Origin of the sequence: Ancylobacter radicis (assembly GCF_018449475.1) — a bacterium.
GTDB classification, from domain to species: Bacteria; Pseudomonadota; Alphaproteobacteria; order Rhizobiales; family Xanthobacteraceae; genus Ancylobacter; species Ancylobacter radicis.
Genome location: NZ_JAHCQH010000016.1, coordinates 34,800 through 46,986, shown reverse-complemented (window position 1 = coordinate 46,986; position 12,187 = coordinate 34,800). Strand labels below are relative to the sequence as shown.

At 66.2% G+C, this 12,187-nt stretch carries 9 protein-coding genes; 2 read left to right on the top strand and 7 right to left on the bottom strand.

Annotation, left to right across the window (positions count from 1 at the left end; genetic code table 11):
- Positions 1–95: 95 nt before the first annotated feature.
- On the bottom strand, positions 96–1,349 hold the full coding sequence (locus KIP89_RS11235) for a D-amino acid dehydrogenase (protein WP_213755534.1): 1,254 nt from the start codon (positions 1,347–1,349) through the stop codon (positions 96–98).
- A gap of 24 nt (positions 1,350–1,373) precedes the next feature.
- Complete coding sequence (alr, locus tag KIP89_RS11230) at positions 1,374–2,504, bottom strand: alanine racemase (protein ID WP_213755533.1); 1,131 nt, start codon at positions 2,502–2,504, stop codon at positions 1,374–1,376.
- A gap of 148 nt (positions 2,505–2,652) precedes the next feature.
- Between alr and KIP89_RS11225 the strand changes: the two genes are divergently transcribed.
- A complete protein-coding gene (locus KIP89_RS11225; protein WP_213755532.1) occupies positions 2,653–3,132 on the top strand; it encodes an Lrp/AsnC family transcriptional regulator in 480 nt (159 codons plus the stop codon).
- Positions 3,133–3,247: 115 nt separating this feature from the next.
- Here the strand turns inward: KIP89_RS11225 and KIP89_RS11220 are convergent, their stop codons facing one another.
- Together KIP89_RS11220 and KIP89_RS11215 are read right to left on the bottom strand one after the other, a co-directional pair.
- Positions 3,248–3,643 carry a helix-turn-helix domain-containing protein gene (locus KIP89_RS11220; protein ID WP_213755531.1) on the bottom strand — a complete coding sequence of 132 codons (396 nt, stop codon included), beginning with the start codon at positions 3,641–3,643 and terminating at the stop codon, positions 3,248–3,250.
- 109 nt (positions 3,644–3,752) lie between these two features.
- Positions 3,753–4,784 carry a fatty acid desaturase gene (locus KIP89_RS11215; RefSeq protein ID WP_213755530.1) on the bottom strand — a complete coding sequence of 344 codons (1,032 nt, stop codon included), beginning with the start codon at positions 4,782–4,784 and terminating at the stop codon, positions 3,753–3,755.
- Positions 4,785–5,389: 605 nt separating this feature from the next.
- Between KIP89_RS11215 and KIP89_RS11210 the strand changes: the two genes are divergently transcribed.
- On the top strand, positions 5,390–6,313 hold the full coding sequence (locus KIP89_RS11210; RefSeq protein ID WP_369807128.1) for a crotonase/enoyl-CoA hydratase family protein: 924 nt from the start codon (positions 5,390–5,392) through the stop codon (positions 6,311–6,313).
- Between the two features lie 42 nt (positions 6,314–6,355).
- On the opposite strand, the gene KIP89_RS11205 is transcribed toward KIP89_RS11210, so the two are convergent.
- From KIP89_RS11205 to KIP89_RS11195, 3 genes are all read right to left on the bottom strand, one after another.
- Entirely contained in the window at positions 6,356–8,752 is a 2,397-nt protein-coding gene (locus KIP89_RS11205) for a hybrid sensor histidine kinase/response regulator (protein WP_213755528.1), read from the bottom strand.
- 105 nt (positions 8,753–8,857) lie between these two features.
- The gene (locus tag KIP89_RS11200; protein ID WP_213755527.1) at positions 8,858–10,999 is read right to left on the bottom strand and encodes a two-component system response regulator; all 2,142 of its coding nucleotides are present in this window, start codon (positions 10,997–10,999) and stop codon (positions 8,858–8,860) included.
- Positions 11,000–11,256: 257 nt separating this feature from the next.
- On the bottom strand, positions 11,257–12,153 hold the full coding sequence (locus KIP89_RS11195; RefSeq protein WP_250152413.1) for a hypothetical protein: 897 nt from the start codon (positions 12,151–12,153) through the stop codon (positions 11,257–11,259).
- Between the last annotated feature and the right edge of the window lie 34 nt (positions 12,154–12,187).

Genomic DNA, 12,187 nt, shown 5'->3' with positions numbered 1-12,187 from the left:
TTGGTTCTAGGGAGTTTGTAGGCGCGCCCGTCGCGGCGGTCAATCAGAGGAATATATTTTTCTTTATAAGAAAGAGCCGATCACCCCGACCGCCCTCAGCCATACCGCGTCAGCGCCAGATCCCCCGCCTCGATCGCGGGCTTGCGCCGGGAGACGAGGTCCGCCAGCACCCTGCCCGAGCCGCAGGACATGGTCCAGCCCAGCGTGCCATGGCCGGCATTGATGAACAGGTTCGGCACCCGCGTCGGACCGATGATCGGCGTGCCGTCCGGCGTCATCGGCCGCAGCCCGGTCCAGAAACTCGCCTTGGACTGGTCGCCCGCGCCGCCAAACAGATCTTCCACCGAATGTTCCAGCGTCGCCCGGCGGGCGGGCGGCAGGTCATGGTTGAAGCCGGCGATCTCCGCCATGCCGCCGACCCGGATGCGGTCGCCGAGGCGGGTGATGGCGATCTTGTAGGTTTCGTCCATGACGGTGGAGACCGGCGCGCGCGCCGCGTTCACGATCGGCACGGTGATCGAATAGCCCTTCACCGGATAGATCGGCAGGTCGAACCCGAGGGGGCTAAGCAGTGCCGGCGTGTAGCTACCGAGCGCGGCGACGACCACGTCGCCCGTCACCTCGCCCTGCCCGGTCTTCACCGCGGCGATGCGGTCGCCCTCAAGGCGCAGCCCGTCAATGCTGACATTGTAGCGGAAGCGAACACCCAAACCCTCGCACAGCGTGGCAAGCGCGTTGGTGAACTTGAAGCAATCGCCCGTCTCGTCGCCGGGCAGGCGCAGGCCGCCGACGATCTTCTGCGCCGCGGCGGCGAGCCCTGGCTCGGCGGCAACGCAGCCGGCGCGGTCGAGCATCTCGAACGGCACGCCATCGGCACGCAGCACCTCGATATCCTTGCCGACCCCGTCGATCTGCTTCTGCGTGCGGAACACCTGGAGCGTGCCCTGCATCCGCTCGTCATAGGAAATGCCGGTCGCCTCGCGCATCTCCATCAGGCAGTCGCGGCTATATTCGGCGAGGCGGACCATGCGGCCCTTGTTCACCGCATAACGCGCCGCCGTGCAGTTGCGCAGCATCGCCGCCATCCAGCGCAGCGTGGCGCCATCGGCGCGCGGCTGGATGATCAGCGGGGAATGCTTCATGAACAGCCACTTCATCGCCTTGGCGGGAATGCCGGGCGCCGCCCAGGGCGAGGAATAGCCGGGCGAAACCTCGCCGGCATTGGCATAGCTGGTCTCCAGCGCCGGGCCGGGCTGGCGGTCGAGCACCACCACCTCGTGCCCGTCGCGGGCGAGGTAATAGGCCGTGGAAACGCCGATCACGCCGGCACCGAGAATGACGATCTTCATCGCTTGAATCCGTTCAGCCTGTGCTTACGCCGCCGCCCCGGCATGATGCCGCTGATAGCGGCTGCCGAGACGGGTCAGTATCTCATAGGAAATGGTTCCGGCCGCCGCCGCGATGTCTTCCAGACTCTGATGCGGGCCGATGAATTCCAGCAGCTGCCCGGCCGTTACCGCGCCCTCCGGCAGCGCCGAAATATCGACCGTCAGGCTGTCCATCGACACGCGCCCGACGATGGGCAGGCGGGTCGCCCCGAGATAGAGCGCGCCGCAGCCGCTGAGATGGCGGGGAATACCGTCCGCATAACCCGCCGCCACGGTGGCGAGCCGGGTCGGGGCCACCGCGACATGCGCGCCCCCATAGCCAACGCGCGCGCCCGCCGGTACGGTCCGGGTCTGGATCACCCGCAAATCGAGCCGCACCACCGGTTCCATCGGGTTGGCGACGCCGCCGGTCGGCGCGCCGCCATAGAGCGCGATGCCCGGTCGCACCAGCGCGCCGCGAAACGCCGGATCGAGAAAGATGCCGCCGGAATTGGCGAAGCACAGCGGCACCCCGGGAAAGGCGGCGGCGAGACGGTTCATCTCGCCGAGTTGGCTCGCATTCTGCCGGCTCTCCGGCTCGTCGGCGCTTGCCAGATGGCTCATCACATAGAGCAGGCGCACCCCGTTGAGGCGTCCGTGATCGGCGACGAGGATCTCGACCTCTTCCGGCGCAAGGCCGAGCCGCGACATGCCGGTGTCGAGCTGGAGCAGCGCGGGCAGGTCGCGCCCGAGCCGGGCGGCCAGCGATGCCCAGCCATCCACCTGTTCAAGGCAGTTCAGCACCGGGATCACGCCCGCCGCAGCGGCCCGCGCTTCCGCGCCGGGGGCAAGCCCATTCAGGACATACAGCGCCGCATCCTCCGGCAGAAGCGGGCGCAGCGCCAGCGCCTCGCCCAGATGCGCGACGAAGAAATCGCGGCACCCCCGGGCATGAAGCGCCGGGGCAACAACGGCTGCGTCCAGCCCATAGGCATTGGCCTTCACCACGCCGGCGACACGGGCGGGAGCGGCGTGGCGGGCCAGCGTCTCGTAATTCCTTCCGAGAGCCCCAAGATCGATGCTGAGCAGGCCCGGCGCCGTATCCTCGGCCGCCGCCACGGAAATCTCGCCGAACATGCGCCCTCGCCTCTCGCCGACGTCAATGGAATGTCAGCAGGATACCGCAGAGCGCACGCACGAAGCCGCCAAAGCGCGCATGATCGTTCCATTGGTGCGAAATAGGCGGCATAATCTGCGAAATCGCCGCACAATCCACCACGGCACCATGGCCACGCTCGACACCACCGACCTCACTCTGCTGCGCCTGCTGCGGCTCAATGCCCGGATCAGCAATGCCAAGCTCGCCGCCGAGGTGGGGCTGTCGCCCTCCACCTGTCTGCGGCGCATCCGGCTGCTGGAGCGCGCCGGGGTCATTCGCGGCTACACCGCGCTGATCGACCACAATGCTGGAGAGCCGGCCATGGCGGTCATCGTCAACATCACGCTGGAGCGGCAGACCGAGGATTATCTCAACCGCTTCGAGGTGGCGGTGCGCCGGCATCCCGAGATCCGCGAATGCTATCTGATGACCGGCGGCTCGGACTATCTGCTGCGCGTGGAAGCGCAGAACGCGGCGGATTTCGAGCGCATCCACACGGACATTCTCTCAACCCTGCCGGGCGTGCTGCGCATCCATTCCAGCTTCTCGATCCGCAACGTGCTCGGTGCCCGCCGGCGCGGCAGCACAGCTGCCGGGCGAAGCTGAGCACGGCGCAACGTTTCGACGAGATAATGATGCGGCTAATGACCTACGGAAGACCGCCTCGCGCAAGCGACGCGTTCGGCCAAGCCCGGCCCCGCCTTCTCTACCCTTGGCGGGTTCAGGCCGTCGGCGCCGCAATCACCGGCCCCAGCACCAGCTCGTCAGCCGTAAATCGCTCGACCCGCCCCGGCAGGTAGAAGATATCCGAGATGAGATCGTGCTCGGCCACCGTCCAGTGCGGATCGTCGCTCTTGCGTTGCACCCACACGAAGCGCGAGGTCTCCTGGTCAGAATCGTCGCCATTGCGAACAGACTTCATCTGCGCGGTCATCTCGAGCGTCACTCTGCCGACCTTCAGAATGTCGGCAAGCTGGGCAGCCACACTCTCGGGAATGGCTTTCGCGCCGGTGCTCCACCGGCGCGCCGTGCGAACGTCGACGCCGATGAGCTTGGCAATCCCCGCCGGAGTGGATCCCAGCTTTTCGAGCGCGTCTTGAAATTCTTCAGGGGTCATCTGTTGGCTGGCCTGTAAGTGTGGCGCACGGTCGCCCTCAGCACCGGCAAGAGCCGCCGCGCCGTTTCCTTCATGGTCGTCAATGGTCGGGCACCGTCGCCCCCATCCACTATAGATAGAGCGCGCGCATTTCGCGAAACGAGATCAGTCGCCGCTGCTGGTCATCCCACAGCGTCAGCCGCACGCATCCGAAACTCTGCCAGAGGGTCAGGCGCCCGACGTCACGCAGCTCCGGGTGGTCACGCAGGACTTCCGGCAGGCGATAATAGGGGATGCGGCTGCACAGATGATGCACATGGTGCATGCCGATATTGGCGCTGAACCAGCGCAGTATGGCGGGCAGGTCGTAATGCGACGAGCCATGCAGCGCGGCCTCATGAAATTCCCAGTTCTCACCGTCGGCCCAGTGCGTCTCCTCGAACTGGTGCTGGACATAGAACAGCCAGACGCCGGCGGCCGCCCCCAATATGACGATCGGCAGATGGACCAGCAGAAACGGCCCGATGCCGAAGGCCCACATGAGCAGACCCGCCACGACAGCGATGCCCAGATTGGTCGCCATGGTGCTGATCCATGGCGTCCAGCCCTTGCGGGCGGAGCCGACGGGCAACCGGCTTTCGAACAGGAAGACATAGATCGGGCCGATGCCGAACATCACCAGGGGATGCCGGTACAGCCGGTAGCGTATCCGCCCCCAGGTCGAGCGCGCCAGATATTCGCGGACCGTCAGCGTGTCGATGTCGCCAATGCCGCGCTGATCGAGATTGCCCGCACTGGCGTGATGGATCGCATGGCTGCGGCGCCAATGGTCATAGGGCGTCAGCGTCAGGACGCCGATCACCCGCCCGGTCCAGTCATTGCCGCGCCGGCTGCCGAAGAATGAGCCGTGGCCGCAATCGTGCTGGATCATGAACAAGCGCACCAGCAGCCCCGCCGCCGGGAGGATGAGGAGCGCGTAGAGCCAGACCTGATCGAGCTTGAGCGCGGCAAGCATCACGCCCCAGGCGAGCGCGAAGGGGACGGCGGTAATCAGAAGCTCCCAGACGCTGCGACGCGGATCGCACTGCCGGTAACCGACCAAACGGCGCGCCCAGCTTCGTGCATCGGCTTTCACAAGTGGCGCTTCACCTGCCATCGACATCTTGACTCCGTATCTACGCACCTCGATCGCGCGTAATCGGCGTCTCGTCGATGTCGTTGGGGGAAGGCCCGGTACTCCAGCCCGCCTAGCATAAGAATGCCCGGCAAGCTTGTCGAAAATAAGCGGCGGACCCATCATCCCGCCGGCCGGGGACGTGTCCGGTATGTTCGTTCGGCTCATCGCCACCTTCTTCCCCCCTCCCAAAAAGGAGCGAGCCAAGAGCCGAGCGGGCTGCGGGCTTCCCAAGCCATGCGAGCCGGCCGCCCTTTGTCCCTGAGGTAGATTGGTAGCCCACTCACAAACAGCCGGACCGGCGGCCCGCTCGGCAATCCGCGATGCGCTCTGTAGGAGACTTGACGTCTAGAAATGGACCAGCTGAGGTGTTAGACGCGAGATTTCTGACGTTTAAGTTGCATGCGCACGATATTTACTGCGTTTGCACAGTCTCGACTGAATAAGCTCTGGCTCTGAAGCCGCTCTCCACGCCTAATGGAAGGTGAACTGCACGCGCGCCGCGCCGCGCCGGGCAGGGTTCCCCTTCCTCACCGCCATGGAGCGAGAGCATGTCCTTGATTGCCTTGAAGAACGACGCCTCTACGACCCACATCGCCGCCCAGACCGCCCGTCTTGGACAAGAAAAAGCGGTTCAGACGATACATGATGGCGGCTATGCCAACCTGCGCCTCGACATTGATACGCTGAATTCTATTTGCTGGTCCTTCATGAGGCCGCTCGGAAAGCCGTCCTATACGCATGAACTGATGCACGACATCAGCCGCCTGCAGGGAGCGATCACCCGCGGCTTCGCCGAGCTGCCCGACCCCGCGGCCGCCCCTTTCTCCTGGTTCGTCATGGCCTCCGACGTGCCGGGAATCTATAATCTCGGCGGCGATCTCGGCCATTTTGCCGAGCGCATCCGAACCCGCGATCTCGCCGCCATGCGCCATTACGGGCATGTCGCCGTCACCGCGATCCACCGCAATGCGGTTGCCTTCGATTCCCCGGTGGTGACGATGGCGCTCGTGCAGGGCGACGCGCTGGGGGGCGGCTTCGAGCACGCGCTCTCCTTCGATCTCATCGTCGCCGAGCGCAGCGCCAAGATGGGTCTGCCGGAAATCCTGTTCAACATGTTCCCCGGCATGGGCGCCTACAGCTTCCTGTCGCGGCGCATGGACCGGGCCAAGGCGGAGGCGCTGATCCTTTCCGGTCGGGTGCACACGGCCGAGGAACTCCATGCGATGGGGGTGGTCGACGTGCTGGCGGAGGATGGTCAGGGGCAGCAGGCCGCCATGGACTACATCACCCGCCACAGCCGCAAGCATAACGCGCATCTGGCGGTGTACCGGGCGCGCCGCCGCGTGAACCCGGTGACGCTGGAGGAACTGATCAACGTCGTCGACATCTGGGCCGAAGCGGCGCTGAACCTCACGGAAGCCGATCTGCGGAAGATGGACCGGCTCTGCGCGGCCCAGAACAAGCGGCTCGCGGGGCTGGAAGCGCCTATGCCGATGCTGACGGCGGCCGAGTGACAACAACTCGTCCCTGGCGGCTCTGGGGCCGCCAGGGACTTTTCACTCCAAGCCCCGCAGGCGCACGCAACAGGCCGCCATGGCCGCGCGGGTGCGCGCCAGCTCCTGCTGCGCCCAATGGTCGACATCGTCGGCGCGGGCGCGCAGTTCCTCCGCGCGCAGGTCGCGCCAGGGCTGGCAGAGCGCGCTGAGGGCCAGTGCCCCGACATTGGCGGAGCTGCTTTGCAGCGCATGCGCCTCGTTGCGAAAGCCGACCAGATCGCCGCGCCGCGCCGTCGCGACGATCCGCGCGAGGATGGTCTGCGCATCGTCGAGATAGTCCTCCATCAGTTCCGCTGCGAATTGCGGTCCGCCAAGACGGCGCAGGCTCTCCACCGCCTCCTCGTCGAGCGCCGGAAGACGGGCGACCAGATGCGGGCGGGATGCTGCCGCGCGCGGTCCGACAGGCGGCGCAGCTTCGCCGCCGCGCATTAGCCGGTCGATGGTCGCCAGCAGGATCGCCGGCTCCACCGGTTTGATCAGGCAATCATCCATGCCGGCCTCGCGCCATCGGCTGTCACCGAGCGCCGTGGCGTCGGCGGTGAGGCCCACAATGGGCAGCCCGTCATGGCCCGTGGACATCATGCGGTAGAGCTTGCTGGCTTCCAGCCCGTCCATCTCGGGCATGTTGAAATCCATCAGCACGAGGTCGAAGGCATCGGCTCCCTTCGACAGCAGATCGAGCGCCTGCTCACCGTTCTCGACGACGCGCACCGTGTGGCCCGCGCCTTCGAGAATCCTCAGGAACACGCGCTGGTTGACCCGGTTGTCGTCCGCGAGGAGAAGCCGGCACGCCCGGCGCGGGGCGAGCGGGGTGGCGATCGAGGCCTCATGGGACGATGCGGTGCCGAGCCGGCGCGCCAGCGTCAGCGCACGCCGCACCTCGTCCACCGGCGCCCGCGCGCCCAGCACACTCGCGACGCGGCGGCGCATCTCCATAGGCGGCAGCCCCGGCTCGGCGGCGGGGCTGATCAGCACCGGCGGCGGAGCGCCAGCGGAGGGCGCGGGCAAGGCGAGGTTCCGCGTATCCGGCTCGAACAGGAGCCGGATCGCGCCGGCGGCCTGCGGGGAGAACATGCGAGCCGGCCCCATCCGCGGATCGGCGATGGCAGGCTGGACGCCCAGTTGGGCCAGCGCGGCGAGCAGCGGCGCGAGCGGGGCGGTGTCGCGGCACACCAGAACGACATCCGCCTCTTCCGCGCCATGCACCTCGCCCGCTGCCGCGGCCTCGACCGGCACATGGAAGCGAAACGTGCTGCCGACGCCCGGCTCGCTCTCCACCGTGATGGCACCGCCCATCAGCGCGACCAGCCGGCGGGTGATCGCGAGCCCCAGCCCCGTACCGCCGAAGCGATTGAGAATGCTTGCATCCGCCTGGGTGAAATCCTCGAAGATGCGCTCCTGATCGGCCTGCGCGATGCCGATGCCGGTATCGCTCACCTCGACGGCGAGCGTCAGCCGCCCATCCTCGGCCGGCTCCGCGTCGACGGCGATGGTCACGCCGCCCTGCGGGGTGAACTTCACCGCATTACCGACAAGGTTGACCAGCGCCTCGTGGACATGCTGCCGGCTACCGACGAGGCGAAGCGGCGTGCGCGGCGTCACATGAAGGCTGACGCTCAGCCCGCGGTCGCGCGCCTGGCCCTCGACCAGCCGGCGCACGTCCAGCAGCAGCGCGACGAGGTCGAACGGCTCATGCGGCACCGGCATGCGGCCGGCCTCGATGCGCGACAGATCGAGCAGCCCGTCGATCAGCGTGCGCAGGGATCGACTGGCGACATCCACGGTCTCGACCATGTCGCGCTGGTCCGTCGTCAACGGCGTGTTGCGGAGCAGCCCGGTCATGCCGACGATCGCGGTGAGCGGCGTGCGCAGCTCATGGCTGACGCTGGCGAGGAACAGGCTCTTGGCCTGGCTCGCCTCCTCCGCCACCTTGGTCGCCGCCGAGAGCTTGCGGATCAGCGTTCCGGCATAGGCGGGCAGGATGATCAGCCCGACCAGCAGGCCAAGCGAGAGGTGCCACTGGTCGCGCCAGAACGGGGTGGTCCACACCACCACGGCGAAGCTCAGCGTCGCGACCGGTATGGCTGTGAACAGCGAGGCAAGGCCGAACCGAAAGCCGTTGCCGAAGATCACCCAGAGATAGATCGGGAAGAACAGCGCGGCGATCTCGCCGCCCAGATGCAATTGCCAGGACAGGAATCCGCAATCGAGCAGCAGCGCGAAAATGCGCCGTCCGCGCGACGCGGCCGGGCGGACGAGGATATGGGCGAGGACCCCGAGCGCCAGCGGGATGTAGAGCGCCATGACCCGCAGCGCATCATCCACATTGCCGGCGCTGCTGTTCAGCGCGAGGACGACGACGATGATGAAGGCGAAGACGAGCCGATTGAAGCTCATCTCGTGCTCGCTGTCGGGCCGGTTTCGCAGTCGCCCGGCCATCCAGCGCAAGGGGACCCCTAGCCGAGCCAGGAAGGCGGTATGCTCCGGCATGTCCAACACGGCCTAGCTGGCGCTGGCGACAGCGCGCCTGCCGTCCCGCTGTGACAGCCAGAGGGCGAAGGCCTCCGCCGGAACAGGTCGGCTGAAATAATAGCCCTGCACCTCGTCGCAGCCTTCCGCCCGCAGGGTCTCCAACTGCGCTTTCTCCTCCACGCCCTCGGCCAGCACCTTCAGGTTCAGAATATGGCCGAGATCGATGATGGTGCGCACGATGGCCAGCGCCCGCAGGTCATTGGCCAGATCCTTCACGAAGGAGCGGTCGATCTTGAGACGGTGCAGCGGAAAATTGCGAATGTAGTTCAGAGAGGAATATCCGGTGCCGAAATCGTCCACCGACAGGCTGACCCCGAGCGAGCGCAAGAGCTGCATCTGTTCGGCAACCGTCTCGTCATGGTCGATGAGGATGCCCTCGGTCAGTTCGAGATCGAGCAGATCCGGCGGAAAGCCACTCTCGTCGAGCACCTGACGCACCAGGTCGCCGACCTGCTGGCGCCGGAACTGGACCGGCGAGAGGTTGACGGCGATGCGCAGCGGCCCAAAGCCGGCCGCGTGCCATTGCGTGCCCTGCCGGCAGGCCTCCCTCAATACCCATTCGTTGATCGGCACGATGAGACCGCTTTCTTCCGCCAGGCTGAGAAAGGCGCCCGGCGGCAGCACTCCGCGTTGCGGATGCATCCAGCGCAGCAATGCCTCCGCGCCGAGGACACGGTCGCCGTTCAGATCGATCAGAGGCTGATAATAGAGAACGAATTCGCGGCGCTTCAGCGCGTCCCGCATCTCGCCTTCCATCTGCGCCCTCTGGCTGGCACGCGGCGCCATGTCGGCGGCGAAGAAGCGCACGGCGTTGCCACCCAGCGATTTCGCCAGATACATCGCCTGATCGGAGTTACGCAGCAATTCATCGGGATCGGCGCCATCGAGCGGAGCAATGGTGATGCCGATGCTCGCCCCGATACGTGGCGAGGAGAGGTTTTCATCCTCGTTCGTCAGCATGCGCAAGATAGCGAGGGCCAGTCGCTCGGCGTCCTCCGGCCCGTCAATATCGGGCTGGAGCACCGCGAACTCATCACCGCCGAGTCGCGCCACCGTGAGACCCGGACCGACCAGACGGGTGAGGCTTTCGGCCACGGCCTGCAGCAAACGGTCACCGCGATGGTGGCCATGGGCATCGTTGATCGCCTTGAAGCGATCGAGGTCGATGAAGTGCAGCGCGAAATTCTGGTTGCCGCGTCGGCCGCGCGCGAGTTCCCGGCGCAAATGATCGCGCAGCATGAGGCGGTTCGGCAACCCGGTCAGGGAATCGTGGCTGGCGAGATATTCCAGCCGCCGCTCGGCCTCACGCCGCTCGGTAATGTCGATCGAGGTCGTCAGAACGCTGGTGATGTGGCCCGCCCCGTCATGCAGCGGGGCCTTGCTGGTCAGGTAGATCGTGTGATCGCCCGTTGGCGAGGTCACATCCTCTTCGCGCGGTGCGATCGCCCGACCTGTGCGGAGCACCATCTGGTCGAGGCTGCGGCTGATATGGCCGCGCTCCTCTCCCAGCAGCGCCTCGATCGGCTGCCCGACCACGTCGGTCGGCCGCTTGCCGATGCGGGCCGCCTGCTGGGCATTGACCAGAATGCAACGACCGTCGATATCCGCCACGCTGATGAAGGCGGGGACGGTATCGATCACCTGCGCCAGCGCCTCGCGGCTTTCCCGCAGCAGCACCTCCTTGGCGTTGAGGTTGATCTCCAGCTGCTCCGCCCGGTCGGCAAGCAGCAGGTGCTGGCGGCGCAGCTTCAGAAGGTTGCGCGATCGCGCCAGGAATTCCACATGGTCCACCGGGCTGAGCAGGAAGTCCGTGGCACCGGCCTCCAGAGATTCGACCCGGAAGCTTCGGTCGTCATACGCGGTCACGACGATGATCGGCACATCGCGGTGACGCGGCAGCATCCGCATCGCGCGCACCAGCTCAGCGCCATTCATTTTAGGCATTTTGTAGTCGGTAACGATCAGATCAGCGGTGTTTTCCGATAACCACTCCAGCGCCTTTTTGCCGTTCTCGAATGTTTGTACGTAAACATCGGCCTCAAGCTGGCGCGCGAGCTCCGAGTAGATGCGTCGATTGGTGCTACTGTCGTCAATTATTAATATTGCGGGCATCACTCTCGGGCCTGTGAACGCTTACCGCACACACTATACCTCAAAAGGGGACAAAATCCCCGCCGCGATGCCCCGCCCGAAAGTTTTAAACATCCCCCCCGCCCATCTGGCGAGACAAGCACAACCGCCAATCGTATTACGGTACAATAGTACGGCAGGACATTCCTCAACCTCGACTTGCCTGACCCAAGCCAATAGCCGACGGGCATCGACGCTGCGGACCCTGAACAAAGCCGATCACGATGCCTCTGCGCCGGCTAAGCCGGCTCGGCCTGCGCCACGGCGGCGGCGGCCTGAAAGATAAGGAAGATCAGCGCATAGAAGCGCGCGATCGCGGGCCACAGGGCAGGCCCGGCCTGATAGCCGTTGCCAGCCGCCGCCGGCTGCGCGAGGCCCCGCCTTTCCGCCTCGCGCATCAACTGGGCGATATGGGCACGCGACACAGCGAACTGCCGCGCCAGCTGGCTGATCGAGACCGTCCCGTCCGCCGCGATCAATGTGACCAGGCTGACCAGCCCGGCATCCCGTTCCGCGAAGAAACGCAGCTCCGGCGCCGCATCGAAGACCCGCACGCCCCGGCGAAATACGTCCGCGAGCGCATGGGTGCCCGGACCGAAGACGGCCTGATCCGGCAGGTCCCGGGCCTGCGCGGCAGCCGCCGGAGCGAGGTGCGCGATGGCCTCGAACATTCGATCCCACCGCTCGCGGTGCAACTGGAGGAAGCGCGGCGTCGGCACCAGACGCCGCTCACGCAGGCTGGAATCGGGATGTAACGCCAGAAACCCGGCAAAGCGCAGAGCGGCAAGAAAGGCCGTGGCCCGGCCGGGGCTGCAGACACCAAGTTCCACCACCTCGCGCCGCAGGCGCGCGCCGGTGACGCCCGCACCGCCGCTCTCGCCGAAGTGCAGATCGAGGATCAGCAGCGCGGCCAGGAAGCGGCCGCGATCATTCATCAGCCGATTGCGAATCCAGCTGCTGTCGTAGTTGCGAATGGCGCTGCGGGCGGCCGCCTTCACCGCCGCGTCAAAACCCGGCTTCGCCATCAGCCTGGCGACAGCATCGTTTCCGAAGATGCGGATGATCGGTTCGGAAAGAGGCGGCAGAGCAAGCGGCGGCTCGGGAAGCGGCGAAGCGGGCGCGGGGTCGTGCTGCAAGGGAAACATCACGGTAGGTCAACGATTCCAAAAA

What these genes read in the sequence shown, in the direction of transcription:
- KIP89_RS11200 (WP_213755527.1), bottom strand. Translation starts at nt 10,999, where the DNA reads ATGCCCGCAATATTAATAATTGACGACAGTAGCACCAATCGACGCATC.
- KIP89_RS11225 (WP_213755532.1), top strand. Translation starts at nt 2,653, where the DNA reads ATGGCCACGCTCGACACCACCGACCTCACTCTGCTGCGCCTGCTGCGG.
- KIP89_RS11220 (WP_213755531.1), bottom strand. Translation starts at nt 3,643, where the DNA reads ATGACCCCTGAAGAATTTCAAGACGCGCTCGAAAAGCTGGGATCCACT.
- alr (WP_213755533.1), bottom strand. Translation starts at nt 2,504, where the DNA reads ATGTTCGGCGAGATTTCCGTGGCGGCGGCCGAGGATACGGCGCCGGGC.
- KIP89_RS11205 (WP_213755528.1), bottom strand. Translation starts at nt 8,752, where the DNA reads ATGAGCTTCAATCGGCTCGTCTTCGCCTTCATCATCGTCGTCGTCCTC.
- KIP89_RS11235 (WP_213755534.1), bottom strand. Translation starts at nt 1,349, where the DNA reads ATGAAGATCGTCATTCTCGGTGCCGGCGTGATCGGCGTTTCCACGGCC.
- KIP89_RS11215 (WP_213755530.1), bottom strand. Translation starts at nt 4,784, where the DNA reads ATGTCGATGGCAGGTGAAGCGCCACTTGTGAAAGCCGATGCACGAAGC.